The following is an 18,868-nucleotide window of genomic DNA, read 5'->3' on the forward strand; positions in this document are numbered from 1 at the left end:
CGTGGCCGAGATCCACGTGGAGACGCCGGGTCAGGGGCTGCTGGCTCATGTTCGAGAACCTACGTAGACCAAACCGTAATGTCAATATTCCCTACTTGTATTCCATGAAATATCATGCGGCCGGAAACCACAGGTCCGGCTCGCCCGGCACCCGGCGCAGACGACCCCGCCCCTCCAGGTAGACCAGGTGCGCGAGGGTCTCGTTCGTCGCCGCCCTGCGCATGAACGGCGGGATCGTCTCCCATGGCCGCGACCAGGTCAGGCCGGTGGTCACGTCCCAGCAGGCGATGCCGCCCGCCGCGCCCAGCACGGCCGCCTCGATCTCCGCCAGCCGCCTGCCGTGGTGCGCCATCACGTCCTCGACCCGCTCGGCCAGCTCCAGGAAGCGGTACTCGTGCGCGGGCAGCACCTCGTCCACCTCGAAGTACCGGACGGCGGCCAGCGCGTCCAGGTAGTCGGCCAGCGGATCCGGGGCGGACTGCGGGTGCACCGCCACGATCGGGGTGATCCGCGCCAGCACGTGGTCGCCCGAGAACAGCACCCGCCGCGAGGGCGACAGGAAGCACAGGTGGCCCGGCGAGTGGCCCGGCGTCCACACGGCCCGCAGGTCCCAGCCGGGCAGGTCCAGGTCGGCGCCGTCCTCGATCAGCCGGTCGGGCGGGGCCATCGACACGTAGTGCCGGATCATCATGGAGGCCCCGCTCAGCTCCTCCACGGTGAGCGGCGGCACGCCCGAGCGGGCCAGCATCACGCGCTCGCGGGAGACCAGCTCGTCGACCCGCGCGTCGTCGTACCGGCCGCTCAGCAGGCGCGCGTCGGCGGGGTGCAGGCCGATCCAGGCTCCCGAGTCCTCCCGGACGCGGCCCGCGAGCCCGTAGTGGTCGGGGTGGATGTGCGTCACCAGCACCGCGCGCACGTCGCCCATCTCGTACCCGGCGACCTTCAGCCCGGCGGCGAGCGCGTCGTACGCCTCGTCGGTGTTCCAGCCGGCGTCGATGATCGCGACGCCGTCCGGCAGCTCCAGCGCGTAGACCAGGACGTACCTGAGCGGGTTGATCGGGATCGGCACCGGGATCGACCACAGGCCGGGGCGCACCCGCTCGACGGCGGGGGTGGCGCCGCTCTGCCAGGCGTCCCGCTGCTCCTCGCTGGCCGGCGTCACCCTTCTCTTCTGCGCCTGCGGGGGCCTTCGGCCGCCCGGATCCGCGTCACCGGCCACCTGATCGCGCATCCCCGGCTCCTTCTTCCCTTGACGGCCTCCGTCGTAGTCGATTGTGCACCGGTCACCGAATGTTGTTCTACTCGGGGTGTGCTCCGGACGACGGCACCCGCACGTAGAGGAGGGCCGAGGCCAGCACGAGGACGGCGACGACCGCCCACCCCGCGCCGACGCCCGCCCGCGAGGCCAGGAAGCCGATGCCGAGCATGGCGGTCGTCCCCCCGAACTGGAGCTGGAGCGAGTCCACCGACATCAGCGTCGCGCGGTGGGCAGAGGCCACGCGCCGGTGCATCATCTCGTTCCGCACCAGCTCGGGCACCGCTCCGGCCGCGAACAGCAGCACGTACGCGGCCATCGTGGCCGCGACGCCCGCCGCCCCGGTCAGCGTGGCCGAGGCCGCCAGGCCGCCGAGCGCGCAGGCCCCCGCCGCCGTCCCGGCGATCGCCGCCGGGACCGGACCCCGCAGCAGGCGCACCACCCCGGGCGCGATCCAGGACCCGACGGCGCTGGCGCCGAAGCCCGCCGCCGCCACCAGCCCGTAGAGGAAGCTCGCCGGCTCCAGGTCCCCGGTCAGCTCGGCCAGCCGGCCGGGCGTGAGCACCTCGACGGAGCTGAGCGCGATCCCCAGCGTGAAGGCCACGAACAGCAACCGGCGCAGCCCGCGGTCGGCGACGCCGAGCCGCAGCCCGGCCGCCATGGTCACGGGAACGTCCCGCAGCACCGAGCGCAGCGAGGGACGGCGGTGCGGCGGCTCGGGCATCGCGACCAGCACGACCACGAAGAGCACGACCGCCGACGCCGACGCCGCGACCATCGGCGCCACCAGCCCCCAGGGGACGACCAAGGGCAGCACCCCGCCGACCAGCGTGCCGGCGCACAGGGACGCGCCGCTCATGGCGCTTCCCCTGGCCAGGCCGGGCTTCAGATCGGCATCCGGCCCCTCGGCGGCGTGCAGGGTGTCCACGTACCACGCCTGGGGCGGCCCGCTGGACAGGGCGCGGGCGATCCCCTTGAGCACGGAGGCCGCCACGAACGGCCAGAACGACCCCGCGACGGCCAGCAGCCCCATGCCCGCCATCATGAACAGCGCCGCGGCGGCGAGCACCACGCGGCGTCCCAGGACGTCCGCCAGCCCGCCCGTGGGCAGCTCCAGCACGATGACGGTCACCGAGTAGCAGGACATCACCACGCCGATCTCGGCGAGGCCGAGGCCGCGCGAGGACATCAGCAGGACCATCGCCGAGATCATCAGCCCCGGCGGGAGCCAGGTCAGGGCGCTGATCAGCCCGTACCGCCGTAACGCGGCCCCGGGTGAGAGCGGGTGGTACGGACGGGCGAGGTCGTCCGGACCGGTGACGCGGAGCGGGCCGGTCATGCGATGTACCCCCTCGTGGGGAAGGCCGCCAGGTGGATGGACACGCGCTCGGCGTCCGGATCGCCCTCGTCCTCGGCCTCCATCTCACGGACCAGCGCCGTGACCCGCTCGTACAGGCGGGTGAGGGAGGCGGGGGTGAGGCGCGCGATGTCGTCCGACATGCCGGCCGCCTCCATCCACGCGGGCCCCCACGACTCGCGGTCGCGCTCGAACCGCCCGCGGTCGCGGGCGAGCACCTCGAACTGCCGGTCGCGCATGAATCCCGTGGCCTCGCGGCCCTCGGGGGTGTCGCCCAGCTCCAGCTCGCTCCACGCCGTGTAGCGGTGGACGGACCGCCAGCGGCGCTCGCGCGCGTCGCGCTGCTCGGGGTCCTGCTCGACGAAGCCGTACTTGGCGAGCTGGCGCAGGTGGTAGCTGGTCGAGCCCGAGCTCTCCCCGAACCGGACGGCCAGCTCGGTGGCGGTCGCCGGGCCTTCGAGGCGCAGCGCGCCGAGCAGCCGTACGCGCAGCGGGTGGGCCACCGCCTTCAGCGTCCGCGGATCGCCGACCCGGTACACGCCCGTTGGTTCGCTCATGTCGCCAAAGGTAACTTTGCAAAGCAACCTTTGCAAACATCTCTTTGGGACCGTCCCGGTGAAAGTTTCAGGGCGCCCGGCCGTTCCCGGAGCGCGTGGACGCGGAACCCACCCGCACGGACCGGCCCGGTCGGCGGCGAGCGCCGCACGCGGCGGCGCGCGCGTGATTGACGCCTGGGACCGGCGTTGGAAACCATGCGGGAACCGCGCTCTGGGAACGCTCCCACCAACCCGGCCCCCGTGCGCGGCGCCCGCGTCCCCGGCTCCTCCACGGCGCCCCTTGTCCACCCGCCCCATGACCTTCAGGGAAACCGCGTGACCAGACCATCCCGGCGGTGGGCGAGATCCCTCGCCGTCACCGCGGCGGCCGCCCTGGCCGCATCCGCAATCTCCCTCACCGCCCACGCGGCCGACGAGGGCCCCGAGCAGATCGTCAACGGCACGTTCGACACCGGCAGCGACCCCTGGTGGCACACCCAGGGCATCGCCTTCGACACCACCGGCGGGCGGCTGTGCGCCGACATCCCCGGCGGCACGGTCAACCCGTGGGACGTGATCATCGGCCAGAACGACATCCCGCTGGTCAAGGACGAGACGTACGCCTTCCGGTTCTTCTCCTCCTCCGACCCGGCGAAGGTCGGCAGGGCGCTCGTCCAGCTCCCCGTCGACCCGTACACGGCCTACGTGACGGCCAACCCCGAGCTCGTCCCCGGCGGCGCCACCTACTCGTACACGTTCACCTCGCCGGTCGACCTGCCCAACGCCCAGGTGGTGTTCCAGCTCGGCGGCAGCGCGACCCCGTGGCGGTTCTGCATGGACGACGTCTCGCTCAAGGGCGGGGCCGAACGCGACACCTACAAGCCCGACACCGGCCCACGGGTGCGCGTGAACCAGGTCGCCTACCTGCCGAAGGGCCCGAAGAACGCGACCGTCGTCACCGACGCCACCACGCCCCTGCCGTGGCAGCTCAAGAACGGGGGCGGCCAGGTGGTGGCCTCGGGGAGCACCACCCCCCGCGGCGTGGACGCCAGCTCCGGGCAGAACGTCCACTCGATCGACTTCGGGACGTACGCGGTGGCCGGGACCGGTTACACGCTCACGGCGGACGGCGAGACCAGCAGGCCGTTCGACATCGGCGCCGCCGCCTACGAGCGCCTGCGCGCGGACGCGCTGAAGTTCTACTACACCCAGCGCAGCGGCATCGCCATCCGCGACGACCTGCGCCCCGGCTACGCGAGGCCCGCCGGCCACGCCGGGGTCGCGCCCAACCGGGGCGACACGAGCGTCCCCTGCCAGCCGGGGGTCTGCGACTACACCCTCGACGTCTCCGGCGGCTGGTACGACGCCGGCGACCACGGCAAGTACGTCGTCAACGGCGGCATCTCGGTCGCCCAGCTCATGAGCGAGTTCGAGCGCACCAAGAACGCCGCGACCACCGTGCCGCTCGGCGACGGCGCGCTCGCGCTGCCCGAGAGCGGCAACGGCGTCCCCGACATCCTCGACGAGGCCCGCTGGGAGCAGGAGTTCCTGCTCAGGATGCAGGTGCCCGCGGGCAAGCCGTACGCGGGCATGGCGCACCACAAGATCCACGACGAGAACTGGACGGGGCTGCCGCTGCTGCCCCACCTGGACGCCCAGAAGCGCGAGCTGCACCCCGTGTCCACCGCGGCCACCCTGAACCTCGCCGCCACCGCCGCCCAGGCCGCCCGCCTGTTCGCGCCGTACGACCCGGCGTTCGCCGCCAGGAACCTCACCGCCGCCCGCGCGGCGTGGGCCGCCGCCAAGGCCAACCCCGCCAGGCTCGCCTCCCCCTCCGACGGCACCGGCGGCGGCGCCTACGACGACGCGGACGTGAGCGACGAGTTCTACTGGGCCGCCGCCGAGCTCTACATCACCACGGGCGAGAACGAGTTCAAGAACTACGTGCTCGCCTCGCCGCAGCACACGGCCGACATCTGGGGGCCGCGCGGCTTCGACTGGGGCCACGTCGCCCAGCTCGGCCGCATCGACCTCGCGACCGTGCCCAACGCGCTGCCCGGCCGCGACCAGGTGCGCGCGTCGGTGGTCCAGGGAGCCGACCGGTACCTCGCGACGCTCACCGCGCACCCGTACGGCGTCCCGTACGACCCGCCGACCTACGACTGGGGCTCCAACAACCTGGTGCTGAACAACATGGTCGTCATGGCCGCCGCCTACGACATCACCGGCACGCTCAAGTACCGCGACGGCGTGCTCCAGGGCATCGACTACATCTTCGGCCGCAACGCGCTCAACCAGTCGTACGTGACCGGGTACGGCGAGGTGGCCTCCCACAACCAGCACAGCCGGTGGTACTCCCACCAGCTCGACCCCGCCCTGCCGAACCCGCCCGCGGGCACGCTCGCCGGCGGGCCGAACTCCGGCCTCCAGGACCCGCTGGCCGCCGACAAGCTGCGGGGCTGCAAGCCGCAGTTCTGCTACATCGACGACATCAACTCCTGGGCGACCAACGAGCTGACGATCAACTGGAACTCGCCGCTGGCGTGGGTCTCGGCCTTCGTCGCCGGCCAGGGCGACGGCGCCGTGAAGGCCCCCGGCGCCTGTCAGGTGACCTACACCACGCACGGGCAGTGGCCGGGCGGGTTCACCACGCAGGTCACGGTCAAGAACACCGGCACGTCGGCGATCAAGGGCTGGGCCCTGAAGTGGTCCTTCCTCGGCGGCCAGAAGGTGACCGGGTTCTGGAGCACCGACCTGGCCCAGAGCGGCGCGACCGTCACCGCGCGCGACCTCGGCTGGAACAAGGAGATCAAGCCGGGCCGTTCGGTGACGTTCGGCTTCAACGGCGACGGCGCGCCCGGCGCCAACCCGGCGCCCGATCTGTTCACGCTCAACGGCGCCGCCTGCGCCTGAGCCCGTTCGCGGGCCGCCGCCGCCCCTCCGCGCGGCGGCGGCCCGTCCTCCCCCCTGGCCGAGACGCCCGCGCGGGACCGTCGCCGGCGGCCGTTAAGGTAGGCGCATGATCGAGGCCATCTGGGTGGACGAGGCGGTCACCGAGCTGCGCCCGGACTTCCGGGTGCTCGCCGTCGGCGCGTACGGCCTGCGGGGCGGCCCCTCCGACGACCGCTCCCGCGCGTGGCTCGCCGAGGCGGCGGAGGCGGCCGTGCCGCCGTCGCACGAGAACATCGCCGCCTGGCAGGACGCCTACCGGTCGTTCGGGGCCAAGCCGCAGCGCACGCGCCCGTCCGTGGACGCGCTGGTGCGCCGCGTGCCGCCCCCGGAGATCAACCTCGTCGTGGACGCGTACAACGCGGTCAGCGTCCGGCACGTCCTGCCCATCGGCGGCGAGGATCTCGCCCATTACGAGGGCACGGCCAGGCTGGTCCGCGCGACCGGCGACGAGCCGTTCGACGCCATGGACAAGGGCGAGATCGTCGTCGACCACCCCGAGATCGGCGAGGTCGTGTGGCGGGACGACCGCGGGGTCACCTGCCGCAGGTGGAACTGGCGGCAGTGCGTGCGCACCCGTCTCACCGAGACCACGACCGACGCGCTGTTCCTGCTGGAGCGGCTCGCGCCGATGTCGATGGACGAGCTGTCGGCCGCCGGGGACGAGCTGATCGCCCGTCTGCGCGAGATCACCCCCGGCGTGCGCGTCGAATCCCGTCTGGTGGGTCCCGTCTAGACCGGCGTGGCCCCCACGGTGAGACGCCGCGTATCATGGGATGAGACGAGGCGGGCCCTCGCGCCCCCCGCCCGCCCGTGATCGCGGCGCCGTCGGCCGGGCCCCTGGCGACGGCGTGACCGGAACCGCACCTCCGAGGTGAGCATGACCTCACCCCCCGGACGGACTACCCGGGCGTGACCAGTTTGAACGGTCCTGGGATGATCGGGCCGTGAGCCCGCCCGAGAGCGCACACGCCACCTATTTGGGCGAGTAGCCTTGGACAGGTTCCTCATTTCAACAACGCCGATCTGCGGAAGAGGGCGATTTCCGCCGTGTCGTCTGAGTCGTCACGGACAAACCCACTGGCCAACTTCGGTCAGAACGAGTGGCTTGTCGACGAGCTGTATCAGAAGTACCTCCAGGACCCGGAGTCAGTGGACCGTGCCTGGTGGAACTTCTTCGCTGACTACAACCCCGATTCCGGTACGAGCCGCGTCCCGGTGCCGGGTGGTGTCAACGGCGAGACGGCCGAGGCCGCTCCTCCGTCCACCGCCACGGCCGCACCGGCACGTGAGACCGCACCGGCCAAGGCCGCCCCCAAGGCGCCAAAGACGACGACTCCGGCACCTCCCCCGCAGTCCGAGCAGGCCCCGAAGGCCAAGCCCGCCGCCGTCGCGGTCCAGGCCGAGGCCGAGGAAGTGCGCCTGCGCGGCGCCGCGGCCCGCACGGCCGCCAACATGGACCTCAGCCTCTCGGTCCCGACGGCCACCAGCGTGCGCGCCGTCCCGGCCAAGCTGCTGATCGACAACCGCATCGTCATCAACAACCACCTGTCCCGCGGCCGCGGCGGCAAGGTGTCGTTCACTCACCTCATCGGCTACGCGATCGTCAAGGCGCTCGCGACGATGCCCGAGATGAACCACGCCTACGCCGAGGTCGACGGCAAGCCGACGCTGGTCAAGCCGGCCCACGTCGGCCTGGGCCTGGCCATCGACGTGCAGAAGAGCGACGGCACCCGCCAGCTCCTCGTGCCCTCGATCAAGAACGCCGAGACGCTCGACTTCCGCCAGTTCTGGATGGCGTACGAAGAGATCGTCCGCAAGGCCAGGGCCGGCAAGCTGGGCGTCGACGACTTCGCGGGCACCACGATCAGCCTGACCAACCCCGGCACGATCGGCACGGTCCACTCCGTCCCGCGTCTCATGCCGGGCCAGGGCACGATCATCGGCGTCGGCGCGATGGAGTACCCCGCCGAGTACCAGGGCGCCTCCCCCGAGACGCTCAACCGGCTCGCGGTCAGCAAGGTCATGACGCTGACCAGCACGTACGACCACCGCATCATCCAGGGCGCCCAGTCCGGCGAGTTCCTGCGCAACATCCACAGGCTCCTGCTCGGCGAGGACGGCTTCTACGACGAGGTCTTCCAGTCGCTGCGCATCCCGTACGAGCCCGTGCGCTGGGTCGCCGACATCTCGGCCAGCCACGACGACGACGTCGCCAAGTCGGCCCGCGTCATCGAGCTGATCCACGCCTACCGCGTGCGCGGCCACCTCATGGCCGACACCGACCCGCTGGAGTACAACCAGCGCAAGCACCCCGACCTGGACATCAAGTCGCACGGCCTGACGCTGTGGGACCTGGAGCGCGAGTTCGCGACCGGCGGCTTCGGCGGCAAGCCGCTGATGAAGCTGCGCGACATCCTCGGCGTCCTGCGCGACTCGTACTGCCGCACGGTCGGCATCGAGTACATGCACATCCAGAACCCCGAGGAGCGCGCCTGGATCCAGGCGCGGGTCGAGAAGCCGCACGCCAAGCCCAGCCGCGAGGAGCAGCTCAACATCCTGCGCCGGCTGAACACCTCCGAGGCGTTCGAGACGTTCCTGCAGACCAAGTACGTCGGGCAGAAGCGCTTCTCGCTGGAGGGCGGCGAGTCGCTGATCCCGCTGCTCGACTCGGTGATCTCCGCCGCGGCCGACGAGCACCTCGACGAGGTCGTGATCGGCATGGCCCACCGCGGCCGGCTGAACGTCCTCGCCAACATCGTCGGCAAGTCCTATGCCCAGGTGTTCGGCGAGTTCGAGGGCAACCTCGACCCGCGCAGCGCCCACGGCTCGGGCGACGTGAAGTACCACCTCGGCGCGTCCGGCGACTTCACGGCCCCCAACGGCAACAAGATCGCGGCCTCGGTCGTCGCCAACCCCTCCCACCTGGAGGCGGTCGACCCGGTCCTGGAGGGCGTGGTCCGCGCCAAGCAGGACCTTCTGGAGCGCGGCGAGGAGGGCTTCACCGTCCTGCCCGTGCTGGTGCACGGCGACGCGGCCTTCGCCGGCCAGGGCGTGGTGGCCGAGACGCTGCACCTGTCGCAGCTGCGCGGCTACCGCACCGGCGGCACCGTCCACGTCGTGGTCAACAACCAGGTCGGCTTCACCACCTCGCCCGCCTCGTCGCGGTCCAGCGTGTACGCCACCGACGTCGCACGCATGATCCAGGCGCCGATCTTCCACGTCAACGGCGACGACCCCGAGGCCGTCGTCCGCGTGGGCCGGCTGGCGTACGAGTACCGCCAGACGTTCCGCAAGGACATCGTCATCGACCTGATCTGCTACCGCCGCCGCGGCCACAACGAGACCGACAACCCGAGCTTCACGCAGCCGCTGATGTACGACCTGATCGACGCCAAGCGGTCGATCCGCAAGCTGTACACCGAGGCGCTGATCGGCCGGGGCGACATCACGGTGGAGGAGGCCGAGCAGGCCCTGCGCGACTACCAGGAGCAGCTGGAGCGCGCCTTCACCGAGACGCGCGAGGCCGGCAAGCGGCCCCTGGAGCCGGGCGCGGTCGTCAAGCCCGCCCCGGGCGAGGTCGTCCCGTGGTCGCACGACGACACCCCGACGGGCATCTCCGAAGAGGTGATCAAGCGGGTCGTCGAGACGCAGCTCACGCTGCCCGAGGGCTTCACCGTCCACCCGCGCCTGGCCCCGCTGCTCCAGCGCCGCGGCCAGATGGTCACCGAGGACGCGATCGACTGGGCGATGGGCGAGGCCCTGGCCTTCGGCTCGCTGCTGATCGACGGCCACCCGGTCCGCCTCGTCGGGCAGGACTCGCGCCGCGGGACGTTCGGCCAGCGGCACGCCGTGCTGGTCAACCGCGTCACCGGCGAGGAGCACACCCCGCTCAAGGCGTTCAACGAGGGCACCACGAAGTTCTACGTCTACGACTCCCTGCTGTCGGAGTTCGCGGCGATGGGCTTCGAGTACGGCTACAGCGTCGTGCGGCCGGACGCCCTGGTGGCGTGGGAGGCGCAGTTCGGCGACTTCGCCAACGGCGCCCAGTCGATCATCGACGAGTTCATCTCGTCGGGCGAGCAGAAGTGGGGCCAGCGCTCCTCGGTCGTGCTGCTGCTGCCGCACGGCTACGAGGGCCAGGGCCCGGACCACTCCTCGGCCCGCATCGAGCGGTTCCTGCAGATGTGCGCGCTGGACAACATGACCGTCGTGCAGCCGACCACCCCGGCGAACTACTTCCACCTGCTGCGCTGGCAGGTGCTGTCGAACCGCCACCGTCCGCTGGTCGTCTTCACGCCGAAGTCGCTGCTGCGGCTCCGGGCGGCGGCGTCGGCGACGACGGAGTTCACCTCGGGCGCGTTCCGGCCGGTCATCGGCGACTCCACGGTCGACCCCTCGGACGTGCGGCGCGTGGTGCTGTGCTCGGGCCGGGTGTACTACGACCTGGCGGCGGCCCGCGACAAGCAGGGACGCAGGGACGTCGCGGTCGTCCGGCTGGAGCGGCTCTACCCGTTCCCCGCCGAGGAGCTGCGGGCCGAGCTGTCGCGCTACAGCCTGGACACCGAGCTGGTGTGGGCGCAGGACGAGCCGGTCAACATGGGCCCGTGGCCGTACCTCACGCTCAAGCTCACCGAGGACCGCGACCTGCTCGGGGGCCGGGGGCTGCGGCGGGTCTCGCGTGCGGCCAACTCGTCCCCGGCGGTGGGCTCGCACGCCGCGCACGACGCCGAGATCGAGCACATCGTCGCCGAGAGCCTGGGCTAGTGGCCATGGGCCCCGCACGGGCCCGGCCACCGGCGGTTTCACCTGGAATGGAAGTCCCCCGCAGGCGGTTCTGTGGGGGACTTCCCCTTATGTCCGGTCATGTCCTGGAGATGCGATGTACTTCACCGACAGGGGTATCGAAGAGCTGGTCGAGCGGCGCGGCGAGGAGGAGGTCGGCATCGGCTGGCTGGCCGAGCGGCTGCGCGAGTTCGTCGACCTGAACCCCGAGTTCGAGACCCCGGTCGAGCGCCTGGCCACGTGGCTGGCCCGCCTCGACGACGAGGACGACTGACGGCTTCCTCCCGGCGGCGCATGGCCGGCCCTGTGACGCGTAACGCGATACATCTTGAGATTGCCGCCTACGCGATATATCGTGTCTGTGGAACCCAGCCGTGGAACACCGTCGAAGGGCGAGACCGGCCATGCCCACATGGAGCATCGACAAGCCAGAGCAACTGACGTTCGGCGCCGTGAGCGCGCTGAACGTCCGCATCGTCGCGGGTCGCCTGGCCGTGCTGGCCAGCGACGGTCCGCCCAGCCTGGAGGTCAGCAGCATCGACACTCCCCCGCTGCTGGTCGAGCACGACGAGGACGGCCGCCTGACCGTGGCCTACAAGGACCTGACCTGGGACGGCATCCTCGGATGGCTGCGCCCCGGCCGCCGCGACACCACGCTGACACTGACCGTCCCGAAGGACTGCCCGGTCCAGGCGGGCGTGATCTCCGCCTCCGCCGTGGTGGCCGGGTTCGAGAACCGCACCAACGTGAAAAGCGTCTCCGGCGAGATCGTCCTCGACGGGGTGAGCGGCGAGATCGAGGCAGAGACCGTCTCCGGGGCCGTCGAGAGTCGCGGCCTGGCCGGCGACCTCTCGTTCACGAGCGTCGCCGGCGAGCTGACCGTCGCGGCGGGCGTCCCCCGGCGCCTGCGCGCCAACACGGTGTCAGGCCGCATCACGGCCGACCTCGAACTGCCCCCCACCGGCCACGTGACGCTGCACAGCGTGTCGGGCGCCATCGTCGTCCGCCTGCCCCACGTGGTCGACGGCGACGTGACGCTGCGCTCGACGTCCGGCCGCCTGCACAGCTCGTTCCCCGGCCTCGGCGCCTCCAGCCGCCCCGGGATCAAATCGGTGTCCGGCCGGCTCGGCGGGGGCATGGCCTCGCTGTCGGCCACCACGGTGTCCGCCGATGTGACGCTTCTGAGGAGAGACCAGTGAGTCCCGTTTTCGCCCATGGACGCCTCCGGCTCTACCTGCTCAAACTGCTGGAGGAGAGCCCGCGGCACGGCTACGAGGTCATCCGCCTCCTGCAGGACCGCTTCCTCGGCGTGTACTCCCCCTCGCCCGGCACCATCTACCCCCGGCTCGCCCGGCTGGAGGAGGAGGGCCTGGTCACCCACGAGGTCGTCGAGGGCAAGAAGGTCTTCACGATCACCGACAAGGGGCGCGCCGAGCTGGAGGCCCGCATGGACGAGCTCGCCGAGCTCGAACAGGAGATCTCCGAGTCGGTCCGCGACATCGCCCGCGAGGTCAAGGAGGACGTGCGCGACACCGTCCGCTCCCTGCGCGACGAGCTGACCCAGATGGCGCGGGAGGTCCGCCAGGGCTCCCGCGAGGACGAGCGCCAGGCCAAGGACGACCTGCGCTCGGCCCGGGAGGACTACCGGCGGGCGTGGCGCGAGCAGAAGCGCGCGTGGCAGGAGCAGAAGCAGGAGTTCGCGCGCCAGAAGCAGTCCTGGAAGGAGGAGTCCCAGCGCTGGAAGCAGGACTGGCTGCGCGGCCTCTGGGGCGACACCTGGCAGGGCCGCGGCTCGCGCGACCACGACGCCGAGCTCGGGCAGATGCTCGCCGAGTTCGTGGAGGAGATCCGCGGCGCGGCGGCGGCGTCCTCGGTGACCGAGGAGGCGCTGGCCACGGCCCAGGACGCGCTGTACGAGGCCGCCACCCGCATCCGGTCCGCACTCCGATGATGATCTTCTACGGGTTCCGCCCGCCGCTGCTGCGAACGGGCCCGCGTCCCCTGGACGCGCCGCTCGCCGTCCCGGCGGAACCCTTCCCCCTTCAGGCGGCGCCGATGGACGGGCTCCCCGTCCTCACGGCCTCCGCCGTGATCTCCATCGAGCCCTCCGCCGTGGTCTCCCCGGTGGTCTCCGCCGTGGCCGGCGCCTCTGCCGGACCGGCCGATCCCCCGCCCGCGGCGGCCGGTCCGCCGTCCCCCCGGCGCGCGCGGACGCTTCGCCGACTGGCCGCCTGACCGTTCGCGATCATTCGGTGTCGATACGGTGAAAAGCAGGTCCGAGGCCCCGGCGTCCCATTACGGTGGGTGACCGGTGAAGGTTCGTCGGCACCACCATGGAGAGGAACCCGACCCCACAAGTCGGTACCGGCATGCCCGGCGACCGGTTATTCATATTCGGCTTCCGGACGGCACGACCGGACGAGCTTCGGCGCGCCGTCCGGAAGCCACCCTCACCAGGCCGAACGCCTCGGCCGTCAAGAACTCGCGAGGCCGATCGCCCCCGGCCCGCCGAACCGCGCTTCGCCGATCGCCCCCCGGCCCGCGGAGCCCGCTTCGCCGATCGCGTACCGCCCTGCCGAACCCGCTTCGCCGATGGCGGCCCGGTCAGGATGCCGAACCGGTGAAGACGATCTTCCCGAAGACCTCGCCCTCCTCCAGCGCCGCGAACCCCTCCCGAGCCCCCGTCAGCGGCAGCACACGGTCCACGACCGGCCGTACGCCCGTCTGCTCCATGAACCTGGCGACCCGCCCGAGCTGCTCCTTCGTCCCCATGGTGGACCCGACCACCGAAAGCTGGAGGAAGAACACACGCTGCAGATCGGCCGGGGGCACCGCCCCGCTGGTCGCACCGGAGACGACGATCCGGCCGCCGGGACGCAGCGACTTCAGTGAGTGCTCCCACGTGGCCTGGCCCACGGTCTCCATCACCGCGTCCACCCGCTCGGGCAGGCGAGCCCCGGTGGCGAACGCCTGGTCCGCGCCGAGCTCCAGCGCCCTGGCCCTTTTCTCCTCCGAGCGGCTCGTCACCCAGACGCGGTAACCGCCCGCCCGGCCGAGCGCGATCAGCGCGGTGGCGACCCCGCCGCCCGCGCCCTGGACCAGCACGGTGGACCCCGGCTCCAGGCCGGCCTTCTCGAACAGCATGCGGTAGGCGGTCAGCCACGCCGTGGGCAGGCACGCGGCCTCCTCGAACGACAGCGCGGCCGGCTTCGGCACGAGGTTGCCGCGCGGCACCGCCACCCTGTCCGCGAACGTGCCGTCATGGACCTCTGACAGCAGCGAGCGCTTCGGGTCCAGGGTCTCGTCCCCGTGGACGGGCGTTCCGATCACCGAGTGGACGATGACGTCGTTGCCGTCCTCGTCGACCCCGGCGGCGTCGCAGCCGAGCACGATGGGCAGGCGGTCCTGGCGGATGCCGACGCCCTTCAGCGTCCACAGGTCGTGGTGGTTGAGCGCGGCGGCCCTCACGGTCACCGTGGTCCACCCGTCGGGGACCACCGGCTCGGGATGCTCACCGAGGGCGAGCCCGGCGAGAGGGTTGTCGGGGTCGGTGGCTGTGCACGTTACGGCGAACATGGCGGAACCCTATCCCCCGCGGTCCCCGCGATCCCGGGCCGCCTCCCACGCTTCGCCCGCGTCGCGGGACTTTCGCGTTCGCGGCCCGCGGCGTACGTCCCGGGGCGGCAAAGCGCGTAGATCACCGCGAATTAGCTAATAACGGCCATTACTCATAACGACCCCATTTCCCTTGATCATCTACGTCGGCGGCGGTTGCCGGAGCAAGGCCGCGACCGCCGCCAAAGAATGACACAGCGGCACGCCGACACGCCGTCCGAGAAAAATTTCCCGGGCCGCTACCGGATTCGCTGGACACCTTCGCGCCGATCTTCGCGGGCACGTTTTCCTCGGCACAACAGGGCTTCCTGCCTGCGCCGACGCCCGGAGCTCCGCCCGACTTATCATGAAAAATGGCCGCGTAGTGACCTTCTGTTTTTTGCAATTAAGTCGCCGCTCACGCGAATCTCCCGCATGTCGGACAACGGTATTGAGGTCGACCGTGAGTAGGGTCGGTCATGCAGGTGCGCCAGCATCGAGGTGCTCCTTTACTTTGAACTGCAAAAAGAAAAGGACCGCTTTATGAAAGACGTCGGTCACTCACGGTCTCTCCAACGTAATGTCGGTCGTTCATGGCTGACGGCAGCTCTCACGGGCGCTCTCGCGATCGGCGTGCTCGCCGCCACTCCCGGCAGCGCGTACGCGATCCAAGCGCCGCAAGGCGCGAAGGCAGCGTCCCTGCTTCCGTCCGGCCCCGTGAAGACGGGCTTCGTCGTCACCGTCCGCCGGCAGATCGCGACCACCACCGCTCTGACCTCGTCCCAGAACCCGACCAAGGTCGGACACTCCGTCACCTTCACCGCCACGGTGCGGGCGACCGGCAGCAACATCATTCCCACGGGCACCATCGTCTTCCGTGACGGCTCCCGGGAACTCGGGAGCGCCGCGCTCGAAGGGACGGGCCAGGCGACCTACTCGACCTCCAGCCTGGACGAGGCCTCTCACAACATCACCGCCTTCTACCAGGGCAACGCCTCGTTCGACCCCAGCACGTCGCCCGTGCTGATCCAGAAGATCGAGGCCGAGAAGAAGGACGACGACAAGAAGAAGGACGAGGAGAAGAAGAAGAAGAAGGAGAAGGAGGAGCAGGACAAGAAGGAGAAGGACGACAACTGGAAGGACGACGACGAGGAAGAGGATGACGACCCCGGCGTCATCCGCCACCACGATCACGACGACCTCGATCATCTGTGCCGCCACTTCCGGCACGACAACTTCGACGAGGACGACGAGTCCGGCAGCTCCCGCCACCACCGCCGCGAGCGGTCGGACAGGCTCCGCAGGCTCTGCGCGCAGTGGCACCGGGAGAACAGGCACGTCACCCTGGTCGACAAGGGCATCCGTCGTCACGTCGAGGGCTACTACGACCATGGCGGCGGCCACCGGTCGCACTGGGACAGCCATCACCACCGCCACGGCTGGGTGCCCGGGCACCGCCACGAGTACCACGAGCACTACAAGCCGCACAAGAAGTTCCACCACAAGAAGCACCACTACGTGAAGCCGGTGCACCACTTCGCCGTCACCGGTTGATCGACCGCTCCGATGGTCCTTCCAGGGCCCGCCCGACCCACGGGCGGGCCCTCAGCCCACCAACCCCCACAAGGAACAAGCCGCCGCCCACATACCGGAACCGCCGCCGAACAACCGCATCCAGGAGCCAGAACTTCCCGGGGGTCCCATGTCCGTTCGCCGTCGATCCGCGCGCACCACCATCGTGCTCATCGCCGTGGTCACCGCCGCACTCGCGGGCCTCGCCCTGCTGGTGTTCCTCACCAACAGGAAGGTCGACCGAGAACTGGCCAGGCCCGCGGCCCCGCCCGGCCCGCCCGTCGCCCCGGTCAAGCTGACCGCCAAGCAACGCGCCGCCCTCCCCGCCTCGACGACGTGGACGAAGATCCCCAAGGCACAGCCCGACCCGCAACCGTTCGCCGCCGGCGACGGCCTCCTCGTCCACCCGGAGAAGGCCAAGGTCGTGTACGCCGAACCCGGCGGCCCGCCGATCGGCGTACTGCCCACGACCCAGCTGAACGACCCCACCTGGCTGCCGGTGATCGAGACCCGCCCCGACTGGATGCGGGTGCTGCTTCCGAGCAAGCCCAACGGCTCCACAGGCTGGATCCACACCGGCGACGGCAAGATGAAGCAGACCCGCAGCCCGTACCAGGTCCACATCAACCTGACCTCACGCCGGCTCACCCTGCTCAAGGACGGCCAGGAGACCGGTTCCTGGCCGGTGGCCATCGGCACCAAGGAGACCCCGACCCCGGTCGGCCGCACCTTCCTGCTCGCCGCGCTGTCCCCGTCCGACGTCGACTACAGCCCGGTGATCCTCCCGCTGGGCATGCACTCCGAGAAACTGGAGACCTACGACGGCGGCCCCGGCACCATCGGCATCCACGGCTGGCCCGACAAAGACGTCTTCGGCAAGGCCGTAAGCCACGGCTGCATCCGCGTCCCGAAAGCGGGCCTCGACGCCGTGGCCAAAATCCCCCTGGGCAGCCTGATCGTCATCACCAATTGACCGGTCGACCATCGTGACGACCGAGCCGCCCCACTCCGCTCCGTCGGCCCCCGCCATCCACTCCCGCCACCGAAGCGACCCACTCGAACGGCGCGACGCGGCGGGAAGCGGAACGGCGGCAACGGCGCCTCCTACTGCGGCCCACCGGCCCACCAGACAGACGGGACACAAGCCGCACCGTGTCGCCCCACACTCACCCTGTCGCGACGGCACGGCGATAGGCACCAGGAGTCACGCCGAAATACCGGGTGAACCACCGCGTGAGGTGGCTCTGGTCGGTGAAGCCCGTCTCCACCGCCACCTCCACCAGCGGACGTCCCTGGACGAGCAGCCGCTGGGCCGCGCGCAGGCGAAGCTGCCGCTGATAGTCGCTTGGCGCCATGCCGTACACCGCCTGAAACGACCGATAGACGGCGAACCGGCTACGCCCGGCGGCCGCCGCCAGATCACTCGCGGAAACGCCCTGGTCATCGGTGTCATGCAACAGCTCCCGCACGACACGCGCCGTCCCCACATCGGCTCCACCGCGCCCGGAAAGCCCCGCGCCCGAACGCCCGTCCGCCACATCCAGAACACCCGACATCCGCGGGGTTCCGGCCGGCGCGACATCCGGCCACGACTCCCCGACCCGCGCACGGGCCCGCCCGGCCATGGCCGTCACCACGCCGTCCAGCAGCTCGTCCCTGCGCAGCGCCGAAGCGGGACCGTCCACCAGCGCCTGATGCAACAACCGAAGCTTCCCCGCCAACCCCCCACGACCGCTCACCACCGGCTCGGTGAACAACGGAAGCCCGACCCGGCGTCCCGCCGCCTCCGCCAGAACATCGGCGACCAACCCGGGGCCGATGTGCACCATGCGATAAGTGAACCCCAACTCATCCGTGGCATGCCCGTCATGCGGATCGTCCGGATTGAACACCATCACCATGCCGGCCGTACTCGTATGCGCCGCCCTCCGGCACGTGAAGCTCTGCGCGCCTTCCTCGGTGAACCCGAACGAGTACGTCTCATGACTGTGCCGGTGATAGACGTGCCGCTCGAAGTGCGCGTGCATGGCCTCCAACGGCCGCTCCGGCGACCGCCAGTACCGAGCCCAGTCCCCCATCCCCCAATTCTGCTCCGGTCTCCGGCCTGCCCGGCACCACCGACCTCCGGCCAAGCCCACGACACCGCCGCGACTCCTCCCTGCCGCCCCCTGGACGACCCGGCCCCCGCACAGGCGTACAAGACGAGCACCACCCGACCCGAGCACTGTGATCTCATGCGTTTCGACACGAAGATCGGCATCGTCGTCCGGGAGGACCTGGCCGTCTGGCAGAAGCTCAACGTGACCGCCTTCCTGGCCAGCGCCGTCGCCGCAGCGGCTCAGGACGCGATCGGCGAGCCCTACGCCGACGCCGACGGCAACACCTACCTCGCGATGCTCGGCCAGCCCGTCCTCATCTACGCCGCCGACACCGAGGCCCTCACCCGCACCCACGCCTGGGCCCTGAGCCGAGGCCTCCCCACAGCGGTCTACATCGAGGACATGTTCAAAACCGGCCACGACGAAGCCAACCGCGCCACCGTCCAAGCCCACACCACCGAAACCCTCCCCCTCGTAGGCCTGGCCGTCCACGGCCCCAAAAACGCCATAGACAAAACCCTCAAGGGCCTCTCCCTCCACCCTTGACACGTAGGCCTCACACCGACGACACAACCGCCGCCGCGCGGAAAGCCTCCTCGGTGGGGACCGCTGGTCTACGGAAGAATGCGAAAAGGCCGACCAAGCCGGATCGGCGGACTCAGTCGCCCGAGAACCAGGTAGCGGACCAGCGGAGGCGGGCGTGGACTTCGCGTCGATCATC

At 70.8% G+C, this 18,868-nt stretch carries 15 protein-coding genes; 10 read left to right on the forward strand and 5 right to left on the reverse strand.

Going from position 1 to position 18,868, the window contains the following annotated elements:
- Positions 1-112 precede the first annotated feature (112 nt).
- The 3 genes from DQ384_RS07670 to DQ384_RS07680 all read right to left on the reverse strand — a co-directional run bounded on the left by DQ384_RS07670 (position 113) and on the right by DQ384_RS07680 (position 3,169).
- Positions 113-1,231, reverse strand: coding sequence for an MBL fold metallo-hydrolase (locus DQ384_RS07670; protein WP_114027976.1), 1,119 nt, complete (start codon positions 1,229-1,231; stop codon positions 113-115).
- 67 nt (positions 1,232-1,298) lie between these two features.
- Entirely contained in the window at positions 1,299-2,594 is a 1,296-nt protein-coding gene (locus tag DQ384_RS07675; protein ID WP_114027977.1) for an MFS transporter, read from the reverse strand.
- Positions 2,591-3,169 (reverse strand): winged helix-turn-helix domain-containing protein, encoded by a 579-nt coding sequence (locus tag DQ384_RS07680; RefSeq protein WP_220182814.1) that lies wholly within the window; start codon positions 3,167-3,169, stop codon positions 2,591-2,593. Before DQ384_RS07680 ends, DQ384_RS07675 begins: the two co-directional genes overlap by 4 nt.
- A 315-nt stretch (positions 3,170-3,484) precedes the next feature.
- On the opposite strand from DQ384_RS07680, the gene DQ384_RS07685 reads away from it, so the two are divergent.
- From DQ384_RS07685 to DQ384_RS41105, 7 genes are all read left to right on the forward strand, one after another.
- Positions 3,485-6,061: a glycoside hydrolase family 9 protein gene (locus DQ384_RS07685; protein ID WP_245966299.1), complete on the forward strand. Its 2,577-nt coding sequence runs from the start codon at positions 3,485-3,487 to the stop codon at positions 6,059-6,061.
- Between the two features lie 106 nt (positions 6,062-6,167).
- The gene (locus DQ384_RS07690) at positions 6,168-6,833 is read left to right on the forward strand and encodes a B3/B4 domain-containing protein (RefSeq protein ID WP_114027980.1); all 666 of its coding nucleotides are present in this window, start codon (positions 6,168-6,170) and stop codon (positions 6,831-6,833) included.
- A gap of 314 nt (positions 6,834-7,147) precedes the next feature.
- The gene (locus DQ384_RS07695) at positions 7,148-10,864 is read left to right on the forward strand and encodes a multifunctional oxoglutarate decarboxylase/oxoglutarate dehydrogenase thiamine pyrophosphate-binding subunit/dihydrolipoyllysine-residue succinyltransferase subunit (protein WP_114027981.1); all 3,717 of its coding nucleotides are present in this window, start codon (positions 7,148-7,150) and stop codon (positions 10,862-10,864) included.
- Positions 10,865-10,979: 115 nt separating this feature from the next.
- Positions 10,980-11,156 (forward strand): DUF6104 family protein, encoded by a 177-nt coding sequence (locus DQ384_RS41100; RefSeq protein ID WP_181871080.1) that lies wholly within the window; start codon positions 10,980-10,982, stop codon positions 11,154-11,156.
- A 130-nt stretch (positions 11,157-11,286) separates the two neighbouring features.
- Positions 11,287-12,081, forward strand: coding sequence for a DUF4097 family beta strand repeat-containing protein (locus DQ384_RS07700; RefSeq protein ID WP_114027982.1), 795 nt, complete (start codon positions 11,287-11,289; stop codon positions 12,079-12,081).
- Positions 12,078-12,833 carry a PadR family transcriptional regulator gene (locus DQ384_RS07705; protein ID WP_114027983.1) on the forward strand — a complete coding sequence of 252 codons (756 nt, stop codon included), beginning with the start codon at positions 12,078-12,080 and terminating at the stop codon, positions 12,831-12,833. The genes DQ384_RS07700 and DQ384_RS07705 overlap by 4 nt, the downstream gene beginning before the upstream one ends.
- On the forward strand, positions 12,830-13,117 hold the full coding sequence (locus tag DQ384_RS41105; protein ID WP_220182815.1) for a hypothetical protein: 288 nt from the start codon (positions 12,830-12,832) through the stop codon (positions 13,115-13,117). The genes DQ384_RS07705 and DQ384_RS41105 overlap by 4 nt, the downstream gene beginning before the upstream one ends.
- Positions 13,118-13,486: 369 nt before the next feature.
- Here the strand turns inward: DQ384_RS41105 and DQ384_RS07715 are convergent, their stop codons facing one another.
- The gene (locus DQ384_RS07715) at positions 13,487-14,458 is read right to left on the reverse strand and encodes a zinc-binding dehydrogenase (protein ID WP_114027984.1); all 972 of its coding nucleotides are present in this window, start codon (positions 14,456-14,458) and stop codon (positions 13,487-13,489) included.
- Positions 14,459-15,193: 735 nt separating this feature from the next.
- Here DQ384_RS07715 and DQ384_RS07720 point away from each other — a divergent pair.
- A complete protein-coding gene (locus DQ384_RS07720; protein ID WP_181871082.1) occupies positions 15,194-16,030 on the forward strand; it encodes an Ig-like domain-containing protein in 837 nt (278 codons plus the stop codon).
- Positions 16,031-16,178: 148 nt separating this feature from the next.
- Positions 16,179-17,021, forward strand: coding sequence for a L,D-transpeptidase (locus DQ384_RS07725; protein ID WP_114027986.1), 843 nt, complete (start codon positions 16,179-16,181; stop codon positions 17,019-17,021).
- Between the two features lie 193 nt (positions 17,022-17,214).
- Here DQ384_RS07725 and DQ384_RS07730 read toward each other — a convergent pair whose 3' ends face one another.
- Entirely contained in the window at positions 17,215-18,075 is an 861-nt protein-coding gene (locus tag DQ384_RS07730; protein ID WP_245966308.1) for a helix-turn-helix transcriptional regulator, read from the reverse strand.
- A 207-nt stretch (positions 18,076-18,282) separates the two neighbouring features.
- Here DQ384_RS07730 and DQ384_RS07735 point away from each other — a divergent pair, with 207 nt between their 5' ends.
- Entirely contained in the window at positions 18,283-18,693 is a 411-nt protein-coding gene (locus DQ384_RS07735; protein ID WP_114027988.1) for a DUF2000 family protein, read from the forward strand.
- Positions 18,694-18,868: the final 175 nt, after the last annotated feature.

This window comes from Sphaerisporangium album (assembly GCF_003323745.1).
In the GTDB taxonomy this organism is placed as follows: Bacteria; Actinomycetota; Actinomycetes; order Streptosporangiales; family Streptosporangiaceae; genus Sphaerisporangium; species Sphaerisporangium album.

Coding starts and splice junctions, on each gene's coding strand:
- DQ384_RS07675 (WP_114027977.1), bottom strand. CDS start 2,594: ATGACCGGCCCGCTCCGCGTCACCGGTCCGGACGACCTCGCCCGTCCG.
- DQ384_RS41105 (WP_220182815.1), top strand. CDS start 12,830: ATGATGATCTTCTACGGGTTCCGCCCGCCGCTGCTGCGAACGGGCCCG.
- DQ384_RS41100 (WP_181871080.1), top strand. CDS start 10,980: ATGTACTTCACCGACAGGGGTATCGAAGAGCTGGTCGAGCGGCGCGGC.
- DQ384_RS07735 (WP_114027988.1), top strand. CDS start 18,283: ATGCGTTTCGACACGAAGATCGGCATCGTCGTCCGGGAGGACCTGGCC.
- DQ384_RS07715 (WP_114027984.1), bottom strand. CDS start 14,458: ATGTTCGCCGTAACGTGCACAGCCACCGACCCCGACAACCCTCTCGCC.
- DQ384_RS07670 (WP_114027976.1), bottom strand. CDS start 1,231: ATGCGCGATCAGGTGGCCGGTGACGCGGATCCGGGCGGCCGAAGGCCC.
- DQ384_RS07730 (WP_245966308.1), bottom strand. CDS start 18,075: ATGCACGCGCACTTCGAGCGGCACGTCTATCACCGGCACAGTCATGAG.
- DQ384_RS07690 (WP_114027980.1), top strand. CDS start 6,168: ATGATCGAGGCCATCTGGGTGGACGAGGCGGTCACCGAGCTGCGCCCG.
- DQ384_RS07680 (WP_220182814.1), bottom strand. CDS start 3,169: ATGAGCGAACCAACGGGCGTGTACCGGGTCGGCGATCCGCGGACGCTG.
- DQ384_RS07725 (WP_114027986.1), top strand. CDS start 16,179: ATGTCCGTTCGCCGTCGATCCGCGCGCACCACCATCGTGCTCATCGCC.
- DQ384_RS07700 (WP_114027982.1), top strand. CDS start 11,287: ATGCCCACATGGAGCATCGACAAGCCAGAGCAACTGACGTTCGGCGCC.